The organism is Saccharopolyspora hordei (assembly GCF_013410345.1).
In the GTDB taxonomy this organism is placed as follows: Bacteria; Actinomycetota; Actinomycetes; order Mycobacteriales; family Pseudonocardiaceae; genus Saccharopolyspora; species Saccharopolyspora hordei.
Map to the genome: position 1 here is coordinate 1625714 of NZ_JACCFJ010000001.1, position 22473 is coordinate 1648186.

The 22473-nt window shown below is 71.7% G+C and carries 17 protein-coding genes and 2 riboswitches; of the genes, 5 read left to right on the forward strand and 12 right to left on the reverse strand.

Annotated features, from left to right (window positions below):
• Window positions 1–43: 43 nt before the first annotated feature.
• The 8 genes from HNR68_RS07695 to HNR68_RS07730 all read right to left on the reverse strand — a co-directional run bounded on the left by HNR68_RS07695 (window position 44) and on the right by HNR68_RS07730 (window position 14520).
• Entirely contained in the window at window positions 44–220 is a 177-nt protein-coding gene (locus HNR68_RS07695) for a DUF6104 family protein (RefSeq protein WP_179719005.1), read from the reverse strand.
• 223 nt (window positions 221–443) lie between these two features.
• On the reverse strand, window positions 444–4127 hold the full coding sequence (locus tag HNR68_RS07700; protein WP_179719006.1) for a multifunctional oxoglutarate decarboxylase/oxoglutarate dehydrogenase thiamine pyrophosphate-binding subunit/dihydrolipoyllysine-residue succinyltransferase subunit: 3684 nt from the start codon (window positions 4125–4127) through the stop codon (window positions 444–446).
• Window positions 4128–4676: 549 nt separating this feature from the next.
• Complete coding sequence (locus tag HNR68_RS07705; protein WP_218888223.1) at window positions 4677–8330, reverse strand: ABC transporter ATP-binding protein; 3654 nt, start codon at window positions 8328–8330, stop codon at window positions 4677–4679.
• Window positions 8331–8654: 324 nt separating this feature from the next.
• On the reverse strand, window positions 8655–9509 hold the full coding sequence (locus HNR68_RS07710; protein ID WP_179719010.1) for an ABC transporter permease subunit: 855 nt from the start codon (window positions 9507–9509) through the stop codon (window positions 8655–8657).
• Window positions 9509–10504, reverse strand: coding sequence for an ATP-binding cassette domain-containing protein (locus tag HNR68_RS07715; protein ID WP_179719012.1), 996 nt, complete (start codon window positions 10502–10504; stop codon window positions 9509–9511). Before HNR68_RS07715 ends, HNR68_RS07710 begins: the two co-directional genes overlap by 1 nt.
• A 99-nt stretch (window positions 10505–10603) precedes the next feature.
• Window positions 10604–11149 (reverse strand): hypothetical protein, encoded by a 546-nt coding sequence (locus tag HNR68_RS07720; protein ID WP_218888225.1) that lies wholly within the window; start codon window positions 11147–11149, stop codon window positions 10604–10606.
• Window positions 11150–11600: 451 nt separating this feature from the next.
• A complete protein-coding gene (gene ald / locus HNR68_RS07725; RefSeq protein WP_179719014.1) occupies window positions 11601–12716 on the reverse strand; it encodes an alanine dehydrogenase in 1116 nt (371 codons plus the stop codon).
• A gap of 259 nt (window positions 12717–12975) precedes the next feature.
• Window positions 12976–14520 carry a PucR family transcriptional regulator gene (locus HNR68_RS07730; RefSeq protein ID WP_179719016.1) on the reverse strand — a complete coding sequence of 515 codons (1545 nt, stop codon included), beginning with the start codon at window positions 14518–14520 and terminating at the stop codon, window positions 12976–12978.
• A 115-nt stretch (window positions 14521–14635) separates the two neighbouring features.
• Window positions 14636–14729: riboswitch (glycine riboswitch) on the forward strand.
• Window positions 14730–14828: riboswitch (glycine riboswitch) on the forward strand.
• Between the two features lie 53 nt (window positions 14829–14881).
• Between HNR68_RS07730 and gcvH the strand changes: the two genes are divergently transcribed.
• The 4 genes from gcvH (at window position 14882) to HNR68_RS07750 (ending at window position 17743) form a co-directional block, all read left to right on the forward strand.
• Window positions 14882–15253 carry a glycine cleavage system protein GcvH gene (gene gcvH, locus HNR68_RS07735; protein WP_179719018.1) on the forward strand — a complete coding sequence of 124 codons (372 nt, stop codon included), beginning with the start codon at window positions 14882–14884 and terminating at the stop codon, window positions 15251–15253.
• A gap of 28 nt (window positions 15254–15281) precedes the next feature.
• Window positions 15282–16634 (forward strand): L-serine ammonia-lyase, encoded by a 1353-nt coding sequence (locus tag HNR68_RS07740; protein ID WP_179719019.1) that lies wholly within the window; start codon window positions 15282–15284, stop codon window positions 16632–16634.
• A 222-nt stretch (window positions 16635–16856) separates the two neighbouring features.
• Window positions 16857–17327 carry a MarR family winged helix-turn-helix transcriptional regulator gene (locus HNR68_RS07745; RefSeq protein ID WP_179719021.1) on the forward strand — a complete coding sequence of 157 codons (471 nt, stop codon included), beginning with the start codon at window positions 16857–16859 and terminating at the stop codon, window positions 17325–17327.
• A complete protein-coding gene (locus HNR68_RS07750; RefSeq protein ID WP_179719024.1) occupies window positions 17324–17743 on the forward strand; it encodes an organic hydroperoxide resistance protein in 420 nt (139 codons plus the stop codon). Before HNR68_RS07745 ends, HNR68_RS07750 begins: the two co-directional genes overlap by 4 nt.
• A gap of 42 nt (window positions 17744–17785) precedes the next feature.
• Here the strand turns inward: HNR68_RS07750 and HNR68_RS07755 are convergent, their stop codons facing one another.
• The 3 genes from HNR68_RS07755 to HNR68_RS07765 all read right to left on the reverse strand — a co-directional run bounded on the left by HNR68_RS07755 (window position 17786) and on the right by HNR68_RS07765 (window position 19004).
• Window positions 17786–18118: a DUF202 domain-containing protein gene (locus HNR68_RS07755; protein ID WP_179719025.1), complete on the reverse strand. Its 333-nt coding sequence runs from the start codon at window positions 18116–18118 to the stop codon at window positions 17786–17788.
• A 2-nt stretch (window positions 18119–18120) separates the two neighbouring features.
• Window positions 18121–18507, reverse strand: coding sequence for a YidH family protein (locus HNR68_RS07760; protein ID WP_179719027.1), 387 nt, complete (start codon window positions 18505–18507; stop codon window positions 18121–18123).
• 86 nt (window positions 18508–18593) lie between these two features.
• Window positions 18594–19004 carry an SSI family serine proteinase inhibitor gene (locus tag HNR68_RS07765; RefSeq protein ID WP_179719029.1) on the reverse strand — a complete coding sequence of 137 codons (411 nt, stop codon included), beginning with the start codon at window positions 19002–19004 and terminating at the stop codon, window positions 18594–18596.
• Between the two features lie 297 nt (window positions 19005–19301).
• Here HNR68_RS07765 and HNR68_RS07770 point away from each other — a divergent pair, with 297 nt between their 5' ends.
• Window positions 19302–20618, forward strand: a complete 1317-nt coding sequence (locus HNR68_RS07770; RefSeq protein ID WP_179719031.1) for an MFS transporter — start codon at window positions 19302–19304, stop codon at window positions 20616–20618.
• 136 nt (window positions 20619–20754) lie between these two features.
• Here HNR68_RS07770 and HNR68_RS07775 read toward each other — a convergent pair whose 3' ends face one another.
• Complete coding sequence (locus HNR68_RS07775) at window positions 20755–22461, reverse strand: AMP-dependent synthetase/ligase (RefSeq protein WP_179719033.1); 1707 nt, start codon at window positions 22459–22461, stop codon at window positions 20755–20757.
• Window positions 22462–22473: the final 12 nt, after the last annotated feature.

Here is a 22473-nt window from a genome sequence, read left to right on the forward strand (position 1 = left end):
CACGCGCGTGGTCAGTCGGGGCTCTCCCGTGTGGTTCGTGCCGTCACTCGTCGTCGGCGTCGTCGCGGGCGAGGAACGTGGCCAGTCGCTCCGTGGCGTCCTCGAACTCGGGGTTCAGGTCGACGAAGGCACGCATCCGGTCGGCGACCCAGGACAGGCTGACCGACTCGTCACCGCGACGGTCCTCAAGCTCCTCGATGCCGCGGTCGGTGAAGTACACCGCTTCCTCCTCGGGGTTCTCGTGTTCTGGTCGGTGGACTCAGCACACCCAGGACAGCAGAGTACGAAACCCGGATCCGGTGAGTGCAAGGCGACCGGCCCACCGGACGGCAGGAGGGCCCCAGCCCGTCGCGAGGATGGGAACCTTCCTGTCACCCACCGCCCTGAAGTGCGAAAACGGGCCGCCGGTCCCGGGTGGGATCGACGGCCCGTTCCAGTGGCGATCAGGCGAAGGCGTTGCGCACGACCTCGGCCTGCTCGACCTCGTGGACCTTGGCCAGACCGGTGGCCGGGGCGGCCATCGGACGACGCGAGACCCGCTTGAGCTTGCCGACCAGCTGCGGGAACAGCTCCGGCAGCGTCAGGCCCAGGAACGGCCACGCGCCCTGGTTGGCGGGCTCCTCCTGGACCCACCGGACCTCGTCGACGTTGCCGTACCGCTCCAGCAGCGCGCCCAGCTTGCGGTGCGGCAGCGGGTACAGCTGCTCCAGCCGGGCGATCGCGGTGTCGGTGATGCCCTCCTTCTCGCGGTGCGCGGCCAGCTCGTAGTAGAGCTTGCCGGTGCACAGCACGAGCTTGCGGACGCTGTTCGGGTCCGGCTGCGTCGGGTCGTCGATCACCGAGGTGAACTTGCCCTCGGTGAAGTCCTCGACCGGGCTGGTCGCGGCCTTCAACCGCAGCATCGACTTCGGCGTGAACACCACCAGCGGACGGTGGATGCCGTCCAGCGCGTGGCGCCGCAGCAGGTGGAAGTAGTTCGCCGGGGTGGACGGCATCGCCACCGTCATCGACCCCTCGGCGCACAGCTGCAGCCACCGCTCGATGCGACCGGAGGTGTGGTCCGGGCCCTGGCCCTCGTGGCCGTGCGGCAGCAGCATGACCACGTCGGAGCGCTGGCCCCACTTGGCCTCACCGGACGAGATGAACTCGTCGATGATCGACTGGGCGCCGTTGAAGAAGTCGCCGAACTGCGCCTCCCACAGCACCAGGGCGTCCGGGTTGCCGACCGAGTAGCCGTACTCGAAGCCCAGCGCCGCGAACTCCGACAGCGCCGAGTCGTACACCAGGAACTTCGCCTGGTCCTCCGACAGGTGCTGCAGCGGCGTGTACTCGGCGTTGGTCTTGCGGTCGATCAGCACCGAGTGCCGCTGGCCGAAGGTGCCGCGGCGGCTGTCCTGACCGGTCAGGCGGACCGGGCGGCCCTCCATCACCAGCGACCCGAACGCCAGCAGCTCGCCGAACGCCCAGTCGATGCCGCCCTCGCGGGCCATCTTGGCGCGGCGCTCCAGCACCGGCTTGACCCGCGGGTGCGGGGTGAAGCCCTCGGGCAGGTTGATCTGCGCCTCGGCGATGCGCTCCACGGTCTCCCGCGAGATCGCGGTCGCCAGGCCGCGCGGCACCTGCTGCTCGGACTCCACCGACGGGCTCGGCGCCGGCGGGTGCTTCTCCAGCTCGCGGACCTCGTTGAACACGTGCTCCAGCTGGGCGGCGTAGTCCTTCAACGCCTTCTCGGCCTCTTCGACGGTCATGTCACCGCGCCCGATCAGGGACTCGGTGTAGACCTTGCGCACGCTGCGCATCTTGTCGATGGCGTCGTACATCTTCGGCTGGGTCATCGAGGGGTCGTCGCCCTCGTTGTGACCGCGGCGCCGGTAGCAGACCATGTCGATGACGACGTCCTTGCCGAACGCCTGGCGGTACTCTACGGCCAGCTTCGCGACCCACACGCAGGCCTCGGGGTCGTCGCCGTTGACGTGGAACACCGGCGCACCGATCATCTTCGCCACGTCGGTGCAGTACTTGCTGGAGCGCGAGTGCTCCGGCGCGGTCGTGTAACCGACCTGGTTGTTGACGATCACGTGCACCGTGCCGCCGGTGCGGTAGCCCCGCAGCAGCGACAGGTTCAGCGTCTCGGCCACCACGCCCTGGCCGGCGAACGCGGCGTCGCCGTGCAGCAGCACCGGCAGGACCGTGAAGCCCTCCTGGCCCTTGTCCAGGATGTCCTGCTTGGCGCGGACGATGCCCTCGAGCACCGGGTCCACGGCCTCCAGGTGCGACGGGTTGGAGGTCAGCGACACCTTGGTCTCGCCGTCGCCGAACATCCGGAAGTACTTGCCCTCGGCACCGAGGTGGTACTTGACGTCACCGGAGCCGTGCGCCTGGCCCGGGTCCAGGTTGCCCTCGAACTCCCGGAAGATCTGCGAGATCGGCTTGCCGACGATGTTGGCCAGCACGTTGAGCCGGCCGCGGTGCGGCATGCCGATGACGACCTCGTCCAGGCCGTGCGCCGCGGAGGTGTCGAGCACCGCGTCCAGCAGCGGCACCACGGTCTCCGCGCCCTCCAGCGAGAAGCGCTTCTGCCCGACGTACTTGGTCTGCAGGAAGGTCTCGAACGCCTCGGCCGCGTTCAGCTTCGACAGGATGTACTTCTGCTCGGTCGGGTCCGGCTTGGTGTGCGGCTTCTCGACCCGCTGCTGGAGCCATTCGCGTTCGTCGGGCTCCAGGATGTGCATGTACTCGACGCCGACGGTGCGGCAGTAGGAGTCGCGCAGCACGCCCAGCACGTCGCGGAGCTTCATGTGCTCCTTGCCGGCGAACCCGCCGACCGCGAACTCCCGGTCCAGGTCCCACAGGGTCAGGCTGTGCGACAGGACGTCCAGGTCCTCGTGCCGCCGCTGCCGGTAGTTCAGCGGGTCGATGTCCGCCATCAGGTGACCGCGGGTGCGGTAGGCGTCGATCAGCTCCAGCACGCGGGCGGTCTTGTCGACCGCGCCCTCCGGGATGTCCTGCGTCCAGCGGACCGGCTCGTACGGGATGCGCAGCGACGCGAAGATGTCGTCGAAGAAGCCGTCCTCGCCGAGCAGCAGCTGGTGCATCCGGCGCAGGAAGTCACCGGACTCCGCGCCCTGGATGACCCGGTGGTCGTAGGTGGACGTCAGCGTCACGATCTTGCTGATGCCCATGTCGACCAGGGTCTTCTCGCTGGCGCCCTGGAACTCGGCCGGGTAGTCCATCGCCCCGACGCCGATGATCGCGCTCTGGCCCTTGGTCAGCCGCGGCACCGAGTGGTTGGTGCCCGACGGGCCCGGGTTGGTCAGCGAGATCGTGGTGCCCTGGAAGTCCTCCGTGGTCAGCGCGTTGCTGCGCGCCTTGCGGATGATGTCCTCGTAGGCCTGCCAGAACTGGTAGAACGTCATGTCCTCGCAGCCCTTGATGGAGGCGACCACGAGGTTGCGCGCACCGTCCTTGCCCGGCAGGTCGATCGCCAGGCCCAGGTTGATGTGCTCCGGCGTGACGACCGCGGGCTTGCCCCTCTCGTCCACGCCGTAGTGGCGGTTCATGTTCGGGAAGTCCTTGACCGCCCGGACCAGCGCGTAGCCGATCAGGTGGGTGAAGGAGACCTTCCCGCCCTTGTTCCGCTTCAGGTGGTTGTTGATGACGATGCGGTTGTCGAACAGCAGCTTGGCCGGCACCGCGCGCACGCTCGTGGCGGTCGGCACGGTCAGCGACTGGTCCATGTTCTTGGCGATCGCGGCCGCCGCACCGCGCAGCGGCTTGACGTCACCGGCGGCCTGCGGCTCCTTCACCGGAGCGGCCTTCGCGGCCTGCTGCGGAGACGGCTTCGGGGTGGCGGGCTTGCTCGCCGCCGGGGTCGCCGTGGTGGCGGGCGGGTTGGGGGCCTGGCCGTTGGTCGTCGCGGTCGCCGTCGCGGTCGCCGTGGAGGGGGCCGCTGCAGCAGCTGCCGCAGCAGCGGAGTTGTCGGTGGCTGCCTGACCCGGCTTGTAGTCGGCGAAGAATTCGTGCCACGCCGAGTCTACGGAAGTGGGATCCTGGAGGAACTGCTCGTACATCTCCTCGATCAACCACTCATTGGGGCCGAACTGTGACGCAGGGCTGCTGCTGGACACGGCTGGCGTTCGCCTCGATCCATATGCTCGTGATTTACAGACACACTCGGGTACCAGGCTAGCGGTCCGATTCGCGAGGTTGGCACACAGGACGGCCGTTCGACTGACGAGGTCCGTCACAGGATCGATCAGGAAAGGCCGGAGCGCGCCGAGACCGACCTGGTCCGGTCACACGAACGATCAACGGCCGCACGTAGCATGCCTCACTTGCGGTTGGCGTAGCTTGCTAGTACTCCACCTGGGTTGTCGCCCGCCCCCAGTATGACGTTTCAGCGACACGCTGTGTTCCCCACCCGTGACTGGGAACACCCGTTTCCGCGATCCGCCGCACCACCACCCCCGTCGGCCCCGGTGTGCACTCCCGCCCCCGCCCGGCGGGGCCGGGACGTGTCCCGCGCCACGCCTGCGGGGCGGTGGGTGACAGGAAGGTTCCCATCCTCACTCCACCGGTCACCCCGGCGCCGCGGCCGCAGGGGTGACAGGGAGGTTCCCATCCGCACGTCGCCGGCGGGTGCCGCGTGACAGGAAGGTTCCCATCCTCCACCGCCGTCAGGCGATGCTGGAGGTGTCGGCGATCGGGGGCCGCTCCGCGGTCGGGTCCGCCGCGCGCCACAGGCGCGCGTAGTGGCCGCCTGCGGCGAGGAGCTCGTCGTGGGAGCCCTGCTCGACGATCCGGCCGTCGTCGACGACGACGATGCGGTCCGCGCGGGCGGCCGTCGCCAGCCGGTGCGCGACCACGAACGTGGTCCGCTTGGCGGCCAGCTGGTCACTCGCCGCGATCACCATCGACTCCGTGGCCGGGTCCAGCGCCGCGGTCGCCTCGTCGAGCAGCAGCACGTCCGGGTCGACCAGCTCCGCGCGGGCCAGCGCCACCAGCTGCCGCTGGCCGGCGGACAGGCCGCGCCCGCGCTCACCGACCTGCTGGCGGAAGCCGCGGGGCAGCATCGCGATCCCCGGCAGCGCGCCGACCGCCCGGGCCGCGCCCTCCACCTCGGCGGGCTCCGCGTCCGGCCGCGCGTAGGCGATGTTGTCCGCGACGTCCCCGGTGAACAGGTGCCCCTCCTGCGGCACCACCGCCAGCCTGCGGTGGAACGCGGCCAGGTCGTAGCGGCGCACGTCCACCCCGTCGACCAGCACCGCCCCCTCGGTGACGTCGTAGAACCGCGCGATCAGCTTGATCAGCGTCGACTTGCCCGCACCGGTGGCGCCGACCAGCGCGACGGTCTCCCCGGGGCGCACCCGCAGCGAGACGTCGCGCAGCGCGTACTGCTCGGTGCCGGGGTAGCGGAACGACACCTCCCGCAGCTCCACCTCGCCCTCGAACCGCTCGGGCACCGGTGCCGGGTCGCTCGGCGCGGGCACGGAGGTCGGCGTGCGCAGCAGGTCGCCGATGCGCCGCAACCCGACCTTGGCCTGCTGGTAGCCGTCGAAGACCCCGGACAGCTGCTGCACCGGGGAGAAGAACAACCCGAGGTAGAGCAGGAACGCCACCAGCACACCCGCGGTCAAGTCACCCGAGGCGACCCGCGCGGCGCCCACCCCGAGCACCGCCGCCTGCGCGACCTCCGACAGCAGCGACACGAACGGGAAGTAGGTGGCGATGTAGCGCTGGGCGCGCAGCCGCGACCGGCGGTAGGCGTCGCTGCGCTGCGCGAACAGCTTCGCCGCGTGCCCCTCACGGCGGTGCGCCTGCGCGACCCGCATCCCCGAGACGTTCTCCTGCAGGTCGGCGTTGACCGTGCTGACCCGCTCGCGCGCCTCGGCGTAGGCCGTCGACGACACGCGGCGGAAGACCACCGTCGCCACCAGCAGCACCGGCAGCACCGCCATCGCGACCAGCGCCAGCGACACGTCGGTCACCAGCAGCGCGCCCGCGATGCCGACCAGGGTGAGCACGCTCACCACGAACGTCGCCAGCCCGGTCTGCAGGAACGTCGACAGCGCGTCGACGTCGGTGGTCATCCGCGTCATGATCCGGCCCGCGAGCTCGCGCTCGAAGTAGTCCAGGCCGAGCCGCTGCAGGTGCGCGAAGCTGCGCAACCGCAGCAGGTAGAGCAGGGTCTCGCCGGTCCGCGCCGTGATGATGGTCTGCAGCCTGACCACCAGCCACCCGGCGCAGACGATCACCGCGGCCAACGCCGTCGCCCGCCACAGCACGTCCACGTCACCGGAGCTGACACCGCTGTCGATGCCGTGGCGCACCAGCGACGGCAGCGCGACCGAGGTCAGCGCGTCCCCGGCGACCAGCAGCACGGTCAGCAGCAGGCCCCAGCGGATCGGCCGCAGCAGCCGCGACAGCTTGAAGTCCGGGTCCGGCGCGGTGGGGTCCTCGTCGCGCAGCCGCGGCTCGTCCACGGCCGGGGGCAGCTTGCGGATGCCCTCGATGAGCTCCGGCGTCGGCGGCATCGACATCGGGCCCGTCCCGCGCGACCCGCCGACCGCGGCGGCGACCGGTTCGGGCTCCTCCGGTTCCGGCCACAGCTCAGGCGTGACGCCGTGGGAGGTGTGCGCGCCGTCGCTGGGGGCGTCGATGGACTCGCCGGGACCGGCCAGCAGCGACCGGAACAGCTCGCAGCGCTCCGCCAGCTCCTCCTCGGTGCCGACGTCGACCACCCGGCCCTCGTCCAGCACCGCGATCCGGTCGGCCAGCGCCAGCGTCGAGCGCCGGTGCGCGATGAGCAGCGTCGTGCGCTGCGCGGTCACCGAGCGCAGGGTCTCGTGGATCGCCGCTTCGGTCGCCGGGTCGACCGCCGAGGTGGCGTCGTCGAGCACCAGGATCCGCGGGTTCGACAGCAGCGCCCGGGCGAGCGCCACCCGCTGCCGCTGACCGCCGGAGAGCGTCAGACCGCGTTCCCCGACCTCCGTGTCGTAGCCGTCGGGGAGCGAGGTGATGAACTCGTGCGCCTCGGCGGCCTTCGCCGCGGCGATCACGTCGGCGTCCGAGGCGTCCGGCCGGCCGTAGGCGATGTTGCCGCGGATGGTGTCGGAGAACAGGAACGCCTCCTCGAACACCACGCCCACGGCGCTGCGCAGCGAGTCCAGCTGCAGGTCGCGGATGTCGTGGGCGGCCGCGCCGTCCTCGGCGGGCCGGATCGCGACGCTGCCCGAGTGCACGTCGTAGAAGCGCGGCAGCAGCAGCGAGACCGTCGACTTGCCCGAGCCGGCCGGCCCCACCAGCGCCACCGTCTCACCCGGCCGCACCACCAGCGACGCCTCCGACAGCACCGGCTGGTCCCGGGTGTAGCCGAAGGTGACGTCGTCGAACCGGACCTCCAGCGGGCCGTCCGGCAGCCGCACCGCGTCCGGCTTCTCCTCCACCTCGGGCTGCGAGTCGACCAGCTCGTGGATCCGCTCGACCCCGGCGCGGGCCAGCTGCGCCTGGATCACCACGCTGGACAACATGCGGGCCGGGCCCGCGAGCATCGCCACGTAGCCGGCGAACGCCACGAACGTGCCCAGGCTGACCTGCCCGTTGAGCACCATCCAGCCGCCGAGGCCGAGCACCCCGACCTGTCCCGCCGAGGGCAGCGAAGCCAGGCTCGCCGCCGGGGTCGAGGTCATCCGGGCGGCCCGCAACCGCGCGCCGAACAGCCGTCGCGCCCGGGCCTCCAGGCGCCCGACCTCGCGGTCCTCCTGCCCGAAGCCCTTGACCACCCGGACCCCGGTGACCGTCTCCTCGACGTGCTGGGCGATGTCCGCGGCGCGCTGCTGGGCCGCCCAGGTCGCCGGGAACAACCGCTTCTTGCTGCGGGCCGAGACCACCGCGATCAGCGGCGCCACGACCAGCGACACCACGGTGAGCAGCGGCGACAACCACAGCATCGCCACGATCGCGAACAGCGCCAGCACCGCCGTCCCGGCCGCCAGCGGGAACATCGCCAGCAGCGAGTTCACCAGCTGCAGGTCGCTGATCGACCGCGACACCACCTGCCCGGTGCGCAACGCGTCCTGCTTGCCGCCGTCCAGCCGCTGCATCGCGGCGAACACCGCGCGGCGCAGGTCGTGCTGCACGTCGAGCGCCAGCCGGCCCGCGCTGTAGCGGCGGACGAACGCCGCCGCGAAGCGGAACACGCCGAGCCCGAGCAGGGCGATCACGATCCACCACAGCCTGCTGGTGGAGTGCGCGACGGCGTCGTCCACCGCCAGCTTGGTCAACAGCGGGACCAGCGCCTCCAGGCCGACGGCGGTGACGGACGCACCCATCGCCAGCGAGAGGGCTACCGGGTGCCGTCGACAAGCGGCGAAGAGGCGACGGATCCAACCACCGGATGACGGACGGGGATTGTCGGAGTCGCTCACCCCGCCAGGTTATGTCCCGCCACCGACCGCGCAGCTCGTCCGAACCCGCGGTGTGACCCCCGCCAAGCGGTGAGGAGGGGACCTCCCTCCCACCCGGGGCGGTTCGGCGGTGACAGGAAGGTTCCCGTCCTCACGTCACCGGGCGTGCGGAGGTGACAGGAAGGTTCCCCTCCTCACGTCACCGGGCGTGCGGGGATGACAGGAAGGTTCCCCTCCTCCACCCGGGGTTCAGGCGACGTCGCGGCGCTGGCTGGCCCACCAGCCACCGGCGACGAACACAGCGGTGTAGGCGAGGAAGGTCAGCAGGCTCGCCCACCACGCGTGCCCGTAGTCGCCGCCGAAGAACAGGTGCAGGATCTCGAACGCCGCCCGCGGCACGTCGGGCTCGTCCGGCCCGGCCACGCCCGCGATGAACAGCGGCACGGCGAGGTTGGACACGATCCCGTTCCCCGCCGCCCCCGGCAGGTAGGGGCTGACGGCGGAGCCGTCGGAGCCCGCCAGCGCCATCGAGAGGATGAACTCGACGACGAACTTGTAGACCAGCGGCAGGATGACCGCCAGCACGGCGTTGGCGACGAGCGCGCCGAACCCGACGCCGAGCAGCGTCCACAGCACCATCGACAGCACACAGGCCCCGGCGACGCCCAGGCAGTCGCCGAGGTCACCGAAGCCGCCGAAGCCCTGGCTGACGCCGATCAGCGCGCCGAGGCCCGCGCTCAGCACGGTGACCACCCCGTACCCCGCGCCCACGGCCGCGGCCACCACGAGCTTCGCGACGAGCACCGCGCCGCGCGGGTTGGCGGTGAGGAAGCTCGTCGTGATCGTCTTGTGCCGGTACTCCCCGGCGACGGACAGCGCCCCGAACAGGGCGCCGAAGATGGTGCTGAAGTTCGTCGACGCGGCCACCGACAGCAGGGCCAGCGGCACGGGCCGGTCCAGCGGTTCGAAGCTGTTGATGATCCCGGCGAACGTGCTGCCCATCCACCCGGACCCGAAGCCGATCAACGCCGCCGGGATGAGCAGCGCCCACCACAGGTTGGTCGTGAAGGTCTTGCGGAACTCGGCCTTGACCATCGGGCCCATCACAACTTCCCCCCGAGTCCGCGCTGGTCACCGTGCTGCTGGCCGACCGGCCGCGCCCACACCTGGGCGTCCGGGCCCGCCTGCGGGACCCCGGTGTACTGGCCGCTGGTGAGCTGGAAGAACAACTGCTCCAGTCCGATCCGTTCGTCCTGCATGCCGTAGAGCGCCACCCCGGCCTCCAGCGCCAGGTCGGCGACCGTGCGGGAGTCCGCGCCCAGCACCGCCAGCCGGCCGTCGGGCAGCGACTCGACGCGGAAGCCGGACTCCTGCAGCTTCGCGGCGAGCGCACCCGGGTCCGCGGCCTGCACCAGCGCCCGCGACTGCTGCTGGGCGCGCAGCTGGTCGATGCTGCCGTCGTAGACGCACTGCCCGCGGCTGATGACCACCAGCTGGTCCACGGTGTGCTCGATCTCCCGGAGGAAGTGGCTGGACATGAGCACCGTGCGGCCGCTCGCGGCGAAGGCCTTGAGGAAGTTGCGCAGCCAGGCGATGCCCTCCGGGTCCAGCCCGTTCGCGGGCTCGTCCAGCACGAGGACCTGCGGGTCGGCGAGCAGCGCCGTGGCCAGGGCCAACCGCTGCCGCATGCCCAGCGAGAACCCACTGGGCTTGCGCTTGGCGGCGGGGGTCAGCCCGACGAGCTCGAGCGCCCGGTCGGCCTGCTCGTCCGGCACGTTCATGGCCGCCGCGTAGCAGCGCAGGTGGTTCTGCGCGGTGCGGCCCGGGTGGAAGCTCTGCGCGTCGAGGACGGCGCCGATCACCGAGGCCGGGTTCGGCAGCTGGTGGAACGGCAGGCCGTTGATGGTGGCGGTGCCCGCCGTGGGCGTGACCAGGCCGAGGATCATGCGCAGCGTGGTGGTCTTCCCGGAGCCGTTCGGCCCGAGGAAGCCGGTGACCGTTCCCGGCTCCACCGTGAAGTGCAGGTCCCGGACCGCGTGCACCGGCCCGTAGCTCTTGCTGAGACCTCGCACGATGATCCGGCCGCTGCCGTCGTGCACACGCCCTCCCGCGTCACCTGGTCCACCCATCACCGCCCATCCTGCCGGACCGGTGCGGGGCTCAGGTGCGGAGTGGTCGTTTTCCCAGCTCGGGTGCTGCTAGGGCCACTGGATGCCGCCGTCGACCACCCACGCGCGGTGGATCTTGCGGTGGTCGGTCTCGAGGTGCCCACCGACCGGCGGCTCGCCCGGTTGCCGGACGGTCAGGTCGGGGCGGGTGAACTGGTCGGTGTCCCAGTCGCTGGGGCCGGAGCCGACCGAGGAGACGATCGGCTGGGGGAGGACCTCGACGTCGGCCTCCGGCCAGGCGGGGGTGTGGGCGGGTGCGAGGCACGGCCTGCGGCGCAGCGCGGTCAGCCGCGGGACGCGGGCCGGTGTGCTGGAGTGGTGGCCGATGAGCTGCCGGTGCGCGGTCTGCCAGGCGGTGCACGGCCAGGGTCGGCTGCGGGTGGTCCCCTGGCACGACGGGCACCTGCCGTCCTCGCCGGGCTCGTGCTCGTCGAGCAGTGCCCGCAGCCCGGCGGTGAGCCGGTAGAGCTGCGTGCGGGCGACCGGGAGCAGCGTCTCGGGGGAACCGTCGTCCACCACCCGGTCCACGTCGTCGAGCCGGTCGAGAACGGCCTTGCGCAACTCTGCGTCCACCACGTCGCCTCCCGTCGATGCGCGTACGGCAGCCCGGCGAACGGAGCAGCCGGGCTTCGACCCAACGGGTGACATCGGCACGCCGCGCCCGCGCCTGCACGACGAACGAGGACTTATCACTCCATCGAGTGGTTACCGATTCGGCTCGAAAATGCCCGCTGAGTGGCTGCTCGCGTCGTCGGCAAACGGGCGAGCGTGGCATACACTGAGGGTGGCGGCCTGCTCCCGGTGACCCCCAGGCTGGTTGAGCGGGCCGCCCCCTCAACCGTGTGAATCTTTTTCGCGATCAAGCACGCCGCGTCGCTGCACGTTCCTGCGCACTCCGTCACCGGCCGCCGGAGCCCGCACGCCTGCCCGGGGCCCCGCCTGCGACGTGAGGATGGGAACCTTCCTGTCACGCCAGACGCGACGAACCCCGCCGCCGGCGTCCGACAGCGGGGTTCGCGCAGGGGGCTCAGGACAGGATGTCGCTGACCGGGGTGTGGGTGCGCCCGTGCGCCTCGGCCACCGGCGCGTTGACCAGCTGGCCGTCGTGGGTGTTGAGACCGCCCGCCAGCGCGGCGTCCGCCCGGCACGCGTCCTGCCAGCCCTGGTCGGCGATCCGCAGCGCGTAGGGCAGGGTGACGTTGGTGAGCGCGTGCGTCGAGGTGTTGGGCACCGCGCCCGGCATGTTCGCCACGCAGTAGAAGACCGAGTCGTGCACCCGGTAGGTCGGGTCGTCGTGCGTGGTCGGGTGCGAGTCGGCGAAGCAGCCGCCCTGGTCGATCGCGATGTCCACCAGCACGCTGCCCGGCTTCATCTCCGACACCAGGTGGTTGGACACCAGCTTCGGGGCCTTCGCGCCCGGGATCAGCACCGCGCCGATGACCAGGTCAGCGGCGCGCACCGCCTGCTCGACGGTGTAGCGGTTGGAGGTGACGGTGCGGATCTGGCCGTGGAAGTCGCGGTCGATCTCCCGCAGCTTGTCCACGTTGGTGTCCAGCAGCTCCACGTCCGCGCCCATGCCCAGCGCGACGCGCGCGGCGTTCAGCCCGGCCACACCGCCACCGATGACCACGACCCGCGCCGGGTGCACGCCCGGCACGCCACCCGGCAGCACACCGCGGCCGCCGCTGGGACGCATCAGCGAATAAGCGCCGACCTGCGGGGCGAGCCGGCCCGCGACCTCGCTCATCGGCGCGAGCAGCGGCAGGCTGCCGTTGGCCGTCTGCACCGTCTCGTAGGCGATGCCGGTGACCCCGGAGTCCAGCATCGCGTCGGTGAGCTCGGCGGAGGCGGCCAAGTGCAGGTAGGTGAACAGCACCTGGTCGCGGCGCAGCCGCGGGTACTCCTCGGCGATCGGCTCCTTGACCTTGAGCACCAGCTGGCCCTCGGCCCACACGTCCTCGGCGTTGGGCAGGACCTTCGCGCCCGCGGCGAGGTAGTCCTCGTCAGGGATCGAGGAACCCGCGCCCGCGTCGGCCTCGACGAAGACCTCGTGCCCACGGGTGGTGAATTCGTGCACGCCCGCAGGGGTGATCGCGACCCGGTACTCGTTGTTCTTGATCTCGCGCGGCACGGCGATCTTCACGGCGGAATCCTTTCGTCTTTCTGTTGCGCACCACGATCCGCCGCCGGTGTGCGAGGCGCATCATTCCCACGCGATGAGATTGCCCCGAGCGGTTTGTGCTCGCAGCACAAGCCCGCTCCCGCCGCGGGGCCGTGCCCTGGGCCTCGGTCCGCGCCTGGTGACAGGAAGGTTCCCGTGCTCACAAGCCGGGCCGTGGCAGGTGACAGGAAGGTTCCCTTCCTCAGGTCAGGGCTGGGATGACAGGAAGGTTCCCTTCCTCTCAGCCGTGCTGGGCCCAGCGGTCGGCGAGCAGCTGGACGAGCAGGGCGGAGCGGACGTCGGGGTCGTCGAGGTCGATGTCGACCAGCTGGGTGAGCCGCTTCATCCGGTAGCGGAAGGTGTTGGGGTGCACCCGCAGCTCCGCGCTCGCCTGCCGCGGGTCGCCGGGGTGGCGCAGGTGGGCGCGCAGCGTCTCGAGGTACTCGGTGCCCTGGGTGCGGTCGTGCTCGCGCAGCAGCGACAGCGGCCCCAGCGAGCCGACCCCCGCGTCGGTCGCCGCCCCCGCCATGCGGCTGAGCACCAGCAGGTGCCAGTAGTCCTCGTACACCGCCACCCGCTCCTGCAGCCGGCCGGTGCGCAGCAGGCTCACCAGCTCTTCGGCCTGCGACCGGGACTGGTGCAGCTCGGCGACCGCCACCGCGGTGCCCACCGCGATCAGCGGGCGCGGTGTCATGTCGTGCGAGGCCAGTGCGCTGCGCAACTCCTGCCAGCCGCCGCGGTCGCGGTCCGGCACCACCGCGTAGAGCATGGTGCCGATCTCGGTGACCAGGGGACGGCGGCCGATCCCCCGGGTGATCCACTCCCACAGCGCGAGCCGGTGCCCCTCGGCGGGGCCGGCGGAGGCGGGCATCTCGATCGCGATCACCCGGTGCGGTTCGTTCGGCACCGCCAGTTCGTTGGCCGCGGCCCGCCACCCCTCGCCGCCTTCCAGCAGCAGCCGCACCTGCTCGGCGCTGCGGCGCCGCTCGGCGTCGGCGACCGCCCGCCAGCGCAGCAGCTGCAGCGCGACCAGGGGAGCGGTGTCGGCGAACGCCGTCGCGCGCTCCTCGGAGACCTCGCCGGGCACCACCGCCCACATGGAACCGAGCAGCTCGCCGCCCATCCTGATCGGCACCACCAGCCGGGGCAGCGTGCCGTCCTGCTGAGCGGGCACGAAGATCGCCGAGCTGCCCTTGCTGATCTTGCGGAACGTGCCGCGGGCCCGGAACTTGGCGAGCACGTCGGCCGGCTGCCTGCGTCCCATGATCGTCGACACCCGCGCGGGGTCGGTGAGGTCCTGCCGGGCCGAGTAGGCCAGCACCTGGGAGTGCGCGTCCTCGATCGTCACCGGCGCGTCCACCACGTCGGCCACCGCGTCGGCGAGCCGGAACAGGTCGCCGACGCCGGTGCGCGTGTCCGGCTCGTCGATGCCCGTCCGGGCCAGCGCCGCCCGGACCAACCACACCAGCTGCGCCCACGCGGACTCCGGGCGGACCTCGACCAGCGCGACCCCGGTCTTCTCGGCCGTGGTCACGAGCCGTTCGTCGATCGGCGGTTTGAGCAGCACCGCCGCCGCGCCCTGCTCACCGCAGACGCGCACCAGCTCCACCGCCTGCTCCCGGTCCACGACGGCCACCCCCAGCACGAGGTCGCCGTCGACCACGGTCGGGTGCTGGTCCGGTTCGGCGATGACGACGTCACCGACGCACTTGCTCGATTCCGGGACGACCACCGCCCGCAGCAGGGCTGGCCCCACCCGCTCGACCAGCGCCTGGACGTCCAGCATCACCGGCCTCCTGAGAACCTGCGGTCGCCTGGCCGCCGGCCGGGGGAGGGCGTTGTGGCACCAGAGCGGACCCGTTTATCGTTGCTGAGCACGTCGACAATCGCATACCGGCCGTCGAACCCGAGCGGGAGAGACCTCGCAACGACGCGAGGCGCCGAAGGAGCAAGACTCCCCACAAACTCTCAGGCACCCATGACCGTTCGGGCGAGGCAACTCTGGAAAGCGCGCGTCGCTGCCGGCGCGCCACCCACGGTGCAAGCCGCTGGTCTGCGGCGAAGCTCTCAGGTTCCGGCAACAGAGGGGGAGGCCCAGCACATCCCGGGCGCTACCGGCGTCCCCTGACCGTTTGGAGCCTCCCGTCATGTCCCTGCCCCAGGACCTGCGCTACACCGAAGAGCACGAGTGGATCCAGGACCGCGGCGAGCTGGTGCGCATCGGCATCACCCAGCACGCCGCCGAAGCCCTCGGTGACATCGTCTTCGTGCAGCTGCCCGAGGTCGGCGAGCAGATCGAGGCCGGTCAGGCCTGCGGCGAGCTGGAGTCCACCAAGTCCGTGAGCGACCTGTTCGCGCCGGTCACCGGCGAGGTCGTCGCGGTCAACGAGGCCGCTGTGGACGACCCTGCGCTGGTCAACGCCGAGCCGTACGGCGAGGGCTGGCTGCTGGAGGTGCGCGCCACCAGCACCGGTGCTGTGCTCACGCCAGAGCAGTACGCCGAGCTGATCGAGCAGTAGCGGCGCCCGGCAGCAGCGGAGGCGATCAATGGCGATCAGTGTCTTCGACCTGTTCTCAGTGGGCATCGGGCCGTCGAGCTCGCACACGGTCGGGCCGATGCGGGCGGCCGGCCGCTTCGCGCGGCGGGTGCGCGACGCGGGACTGCTGTCGCAGGTGACGCGCGTCAAGGCGGAGCTGTTCGGGTCCTTGGGCGCCACCGGGCACGGGCACGGCAGCCCGAAGGCGGTGCTGCTGGGCCTGGAGGGCCACCGGCCAGAGGTCGTCGACCCGGCCGCGGTGGCGGACCGGGTGACCGAGATCGGGGCGACCGGGCGGTTGCTGCTGGACGGTGTGCACGAGATCCGGTTCGACGTGGACCGTGACCTGGTGATGCACCGCCGCAAGTCGCTGCCGGTGCACCCCAACGGCATGCGGTTCACCGCGTTCGGCGGGGACACCGAGCTGGACAGCGCGGTGTACTACTCGGTGGGCGGGGGTTTCGTCGTCGACGAGGACGCCACCGGGGCCGACCGGATCAAGCCGGACGAGACCGAGCTGCCGATGCCGTTCCGCACCGGTGCGGAACTGCTGCAGCGCACCGCCGAGTCCGGATTGCCGATCAGCGGCGTCATGCTGGCCAACGAGCTGTCGTGGCGCAGCGAGGACGCCGTGCGCACGGGCCTGCTGGAGATCTGGCAGGTCATGCGGGAGTGCGTGGACAACGGGTGCCGCAACACCGGGGAGCTGCCCGGCGGGCTGAAGGTCAAGCGGCGGGCGGCGGAGCTGGCCGCCGCGCTGACCGGGCAGGACGACCCGATGGAGTGGGTCACGCTGTTCGCGCTGGCGGTGAACGAGGAGAACGCCGCCGGTGGACGGGTGGTGACGGCCCCGACCAACGGCGCGGCGGGCATCGTGCCGGCGGTGCTGCACTACTACACGCGGTTCGTGCCGGGCGCCGACGAGGACGGGGTGGTGCGGTTCCTGCTGGCCGCGGGCGCGGTCGGGGTGCTGTTCAAGGAGAACGCCTCGATCTCCGGCGCCGAGGTCGGGTGCCAGGGCGAGGTCGGGTCGGCGTGCTCGATGGCCGCGGCCGGGCTGGCCGAGGTGCTCGGCGGCACGCCGCGGCAGGTGGAGAACGCCGCGGAGATCGCGATGGAGCACAACCTCGGGCTCACCTGCGACCCCATCGGCGGCCTGGTGCAGATCCCGTGCATCGAGCGCAACGCGGTGGCCTCGGTCAAGGCGATCACCGCGGCGCGGATGGCGCTGCGCGGCGACGGCGACCACTTCGTGTCGCTGGACAAGGTGATCAAGACGATGCGCGACACCGGCCGGGACATGAAGGTCAAGTACAAGGAGACCGCCCGCGGCGGGCTCGCGGTCAACGTCATCGAGTGCTGAGCACGGCGCGAGCGGCGTCTCGCCGTCCGCGCCGGTGAGGTGAGGAAGGGAACCTACCTGTCACGGTCGCCAGGTAGCGGCGGCCGCTGGGTGACAGGAAGGTTCCCTTCCTCGCGTTCGGGCCGCGGCTGAGGTGACAGGAAGGTTCCCATGCTCCACTCCGCCCACCCAGTTGTCTCCAATTCAATTGCGCACAACTCAATTGCGCGCTACCATGGTGGCATGGCTGGATCGGAGTCGCGGTTGGCGTTGGACCGGCAGTTGTGCTTCGCCCTCTACAGCGCTTCACGCGCCTTCACCAACCTGTACCGGCCGCTCCTCGGCGAGCTCGGGCTCACCTACCCGCAGTACCTGGTGATGTTGGTGCTGTGGGAGCGGGAGTCGCTGACCGTCAAGGAACTCGGCGCGGCGTTGCGGCTGGACTCGGGCACGTTGTCCCCCTTGCTGAAGCGGCTGGAGGGCAGCGGGCTCGTGGTGCGGCGGCGCAGCGCGGAGGACGAGCGGTCCGTGGCCGTCGCGTTGACGGCCGAGGGACGCGAGCTGCAGGAGCGAGCCCGGCACATCCCGGACTGCATGCTGGACGCGACCGGTCTGGAGGCCGAGGACGTGCTCGAGCTGCGGTCCACAGTAGAACGGCTGACCGCCTCGCTGGACGCGGCGGCAGCCCGGATGGAGCAGGAGTCGGCGAGATGACAGTCCTCTACACAGCGGAAGCGACGGCCACCGGCGAAGGGCGCGGTGGGCACACCCGGTCCTCGGACGGCGTCCTCGACCTCGACCTGGCGATCCCGAAGGAGATGGGCGGACCCGGCGGTGCCGCCAGCAACCCGGAACAGCTGTTCGCTGCCGGGTACGCGGCCTGCTTCCACAGCGCGCTGCAGCTGGTGGCCCGGCGGTCCAAGGTCGACATCACGGACTCGAAGGTGACCGCCCAGGTCGGCATCGGCCCCAACGGCAACGGCGGTTACCAGCTCAGCGTCGGCCTGGTCGTCGACCTGCCCGGCGTGCCCGCAGACAAGGCCCGGGAACTGACCGAGGCGGCCGACCAGGTGTGCCCGTACTCGAACGCGGTGCGCGGCAACGTCGAGATCGACCTGCGCGTGGCCTGAGCGACGGCGCGGCGGCGGGGGCCGGGCCTCCGCCGCCGGCGGTCAGTAGACCAGCACGTAGAACAGGCCCGAGCAGCCCGCCAGCACCGACAGCACGGTCACCGCGGCGGGCAACCCACCGCCGGGCAGCGGGACGCGCTCGCGCAGCCGCTGGTCACTGCTGCGGTAGCGGCGCCAGACCAGCCACCCGGCGAGCAGGCCGAGCGGCAGCGTGATCACCGCGCACCCCACCGCGGCCACCACGCTCTCGTGCCCCAGCAGGCGCAGCAGCATCAGCAGTCCCACCACGAACGCGAGGACCGTCCGCAGCCACGCCAGCGTGGTGCGCTCGACCTGCAGTCCCGGGTCCCACGGGCCGTCGGGTCGCTCCGCCATGCTCAGATCCCGGTGACGAACAGCAGGACGCACGCGGCCACCCCGATGACACCGAGCCCGTAGCCGAGCACCGGGGCCAGGCGCGGGGCCGGAAGCGGACGACCGCGGCGCAGAGCGCGCTCGGTGGCCATCCACCGCGTGAAAGCCGTTGCGCTGCACAGGACACCGGCGAGCAGCAGCACCACCGCCAGCGCGGTCCGAAGTGGATTCGGCTGGCCGGTGACCGCGTTGAGCGCTTCCACGCCGACGCCACCGGCCATCAGCGCGAGCGCGGTGCGGATCCAGGCCAGGAAGGTGCGTTCGTTGGCGAGGGTGAACCGGGGATCGGGTTCCTCGCCCTGCTCGTAGAGCCGCTTGGGCCAGCGCGCGTCTTCCCGGTCGGTTGCCATGCGCTCACGGTAACCCGCGCGCGGAGCGTGACACCCCGCGCGCGGAACGCAGTCGGGCCCCGCTGTCGCGGGGCCCGACGCGCTGGTCAGAAGGCGAACACCTTGCCGGTGGAGGCCTCCGCGACGCACTCGTTCGAGTAGGTCTTCTCGAAGCTCACCGGGCGGCCCTGCCAGGTGCCGCTCGCGGTGTAGGTCACCGGCTGGTACTGGAGCGTGCACATGGCCTGGCCCTCACTGAGCAGGTTGAGGTCGCCGTTGACCGCGTCGAGCGTCTGGCACGCGGCGTCGGCGTGCGGGTGCGAGCCGCCCGAGGGGTGACAGTTCAGCACCACGGTGCGGGGCGCCTCGTCGCGGTTCTGGGTGCTGACGGTCAAGTGCAGGGTGCTCCCGTTCGCCTCCGCCGCGGGTTCCGCGTTGGCCAGCGCCGGGACGAGCGCAGCGCCGGTGAGGGCGGCTGCGGTGAGGAAGATGCGGCCGGTCAGCCGTGTGTCAACCATCTCGTCGTCCTCCTGGGTTTGGAGTGGCCTTCCGCTTCCCTTTATCGCCGCAGCCGGCCGATGCGCCGCACCCTGAGCCCTCGGACCACCAGAAAGGGGTTCCCCCAGGCAGGTTTGCTGCACGAACGGTCACGGAACGGGCGGTGTGGCCGCGGTCTTCCGTCGCTCATCCGTGGGGTATTGCGCGAAATGGTGGTGGACTCCTCGCCGATCACTGGCCATCGTGGTGCGCGGACCCGGGGCGTCGCCGGTCGCGACGACCGCTCCCCGGGGCTTTCGCGACCGACAGGAGACCTCATGGCAACGGCATCGGCGGGCCCGGACCGCGTCGCGGTGCGCAAGGCCGCGTTCGCCAGCGCGGTGGGCAACACGATCGAGCTCTACGACTTCCTGATCTACGGCACCGCGGCGGCCGTGGTGTTCAACAAGCTGTTCTTCCCCTCCGGTGACCCGTGGGTGGGGGCGCTCCTGGCGTTCGCCACGTTCGGCGCCGGGTTCCTCGCCCGGCCGCTCGGAGCCGCGGTCATCGGGCACTTCGGTGACCTGGTGGGCCGCAAGCGGATGCTCGTGATCACGCTGAGCGTGACCGGTGCGTGCACCGCGCTGATCGGGCTGCTGCCCACCTACCAGCAGGTCGGGGTGTGGGCCCCGCTGCTGCTCGTGACGCTGCGCCTGGTGCAGGGCTTCTTCCTGGGCGGGGAGCAGGGCGGCGCGGTGCTCATGGCGGTCGAGCACGCGCCCCCGCACCGGCACGGCTGGTACGGCGGCTGGACGTTCTTGGGCTCGCCGACCGGGATGTTCCTGGCCACCGGCGCGTTCGCCGGGGCCACCGCCCTGTCCGGGGACGCGTTCCTCAGCTGGGGGTGGCGGCTGCCGTTCCTGGTGAGCCTGGTGCTCGTGGGCGTGGGCCTGTACGTGCGGCTGCGGCTGGCCGAGAGCCCCGAGTTCGCGAAGATCCGGCAGCGCGGCGAGCGCGCCAGGCTCCCGGTCGCCGAGGCGTTCGCCCGGTCCTGGCGGCAGATCCTGCTGTCGGCCGGGGTGAACCTGGGCTTCAACACCTTCATCTTCATCCTGACCACGTTCCTGCTCACCTACGGCACCGAGGAGCTCGGCGCGACCCGCGACGTGATGCTGGTGGGCAGCCTGTGCGGCTCGGCGGCGCAGATCGCCGGGATCCTGCTGTTCTCCCACCTCTCCGACCGCCTGGGGCGCACCCGGGTGATGCTCGGCGGCGGGATCTTCCTCGCCGTCTACGCGTTCCCGATGTTCTGGCTGCTCGACACCGGCGACCCCGCGCTGATCGTGCTGGCCATGACCCTCGGCTACGCGGGATCGGCCGCGGTGTTCGGGCCGATGGCGGCGTTCTGCGCCGAGCTGTTCCCCACCAAGGTCCGCTACACCGGCGTGTCCCTCGGCTACCAGGGCGGGTCGGTGCTCGGCGGTGGCCTGTCGCCGGTCGTGGCGACCGCGCTGCTGGGGCTGGCCGGCGGGGCGTCCTGGCCCATCGGCGCCTACCTGGTGGCCGGTGCGCTGGTCACCGTGGTGTGCCTGGTGATCACCGGCGACCCCACCCGGTGGTCCGAAGCCGAGGAGTCCGAGCCCGCCCGGGCCTGAGGGGTCCGAAGTGGACGGGCCGGGACCCGGAGACCACTGTGGTCACGGCGGCTCGGGCGTCGCTGGCGTGACAGGAAGGTTCCCGTGCTCGCACCGGAGTGACAGGAAGGTTCCCATCCTCACGCCAGCGGCGCGGTCACGAGCCGTAGAGCTGGTCGATGACGTCGGCGTACTTCTCGTGGATCACGCGGCGCTTGAGCTTCAGCGTCGGGGTCAGCTCCCCGCCCTCGACGCCCCACGTGTGCGCGAGCACGCGGTAGCGCTTGACCTGCTCCGGCCGGTTCAGGCGGGCGTTGGCGGCCTCGACCGCGGCGGCCACTTCGGACAGCACCGCGGGGTGCTCGGCGAGGTCGCGCAGCGACGTGACGCCGAGGCCGTGCTCGCGCGCCCACTTCGGCGCCGCCTCCTCGTCGAGAACGAGCAGCGCGACCAGGTACGGCCTGCGGTCGCCGAACACCAGCGCGTGCCCGATCAGCGGGTGCGCGCGCAGCGCGTTCTCCACCGCGGTGGGCGCGATGTTCTTGCCGCCCGCGGAGATGATCAGTTCCTTCTTGCGGTCGGTGATGGACAGGAACCCGTCGGCGTCGAGCACCCCGATGTCGCCGGTGTGCAGCCAACCGTCGGCGTCGGTGGCCGGCCGGATCGCGCCATCGGGCTCGAGGTACCCCGCGCACACCAGGGGGCCGCGCACCAGCACCTCGCCGTCGTCGCTGGTCCGCACCTCCACGCCCGGCACCGGCTGCCCCACCGTCCCGGGCCGGTGCGCTCCGGCGCGGTTGGTGGTCACGCACCCGGTCGTCTCCGTCATGCCCCACAGCTCGTAGATGTCCAGGCCGAAGGAGCTGAACAGCTCCAGCAGCTCGCGGTCGATCGGGGCGGCGCCGCTGGCCGGCCAGCTGGCGCGGTCCAGCCCGAGCCGGGCCCGCAGGCGCCGCGCGGCCTGCGGGGTGCGCCGCTCGGCCGGCACGTCCCGGAGGGCGGCGGCGAGCTTCTCCCACACCCGCGGCACGGCGAAGAACAGCGCCGGCCGGGCGCGCGCCAGGGCTGCGGGCAGCTGCGTCTGGTCGGCGCAGAAGTGCACGTGGGCGACGTCGTGCAGGGCCGCGTAGATGCTCACCATCCGCTCGGCGATGTGCGCCAGCGGCAGGTAGCAGATCCGCGGCGCGTGCCGCTCGGCCAGGGTGGCCTGGTGCAGGGACGCCGCCGCGAAGCAGATGTTGCGGTGGGTCAGCACCACGCCCTTCTGCTCACCCGTGGTCCCGGAGGTGTAGAGGATCGCGGCCGGGTCCGCCGGACCGATCGCCGTCGAGGCCCGCCGCACCAGCTCGGGGTCCTCCCGCAGCCGCTGCTCACCGAGCTCCCGCAGCCGTCGCCAGGTGCGGAAGCGCTCGTCGGCCGACACCATCGCCTGCTCGTCGAGCACCACCACGTGCTCGACGCCGGAGGCGTTGCGCAGCGTCTGCGACCAGCGGCGCAGCTGGTCGGCCCCGGCGAGCACCACGACCTTGGCCCGGCTGTGGTGCGCGATGTAGTGCACCTGCTCCTGGCTGAGCGTGGGGTAGAGGGTGCTGGGCACCGCGCCGAGGTGGGTGGCCGCGACGTCGACCAGCCAGTGCTCCACCTGGTTCGGCACCATGATCAGCACCGCCTGGCCGCGCCGCAGACCGAGCGCGGCGAGCCCGGCGGCCACCACCTGCACCTCGTGCCAGACCTGCTCCCAGGTCAGCGTGCGGTCCCCGTCGGTCAGCGCGGGGTGCTGCGGGAACTGTGCGACGTTGCGCGACAACAGCTGCGGGAGCGTCGTCTCCAGCGCGGCCGCCGCCCACGGTTCCGTTCCGCTCATCGCAGCAGAGCT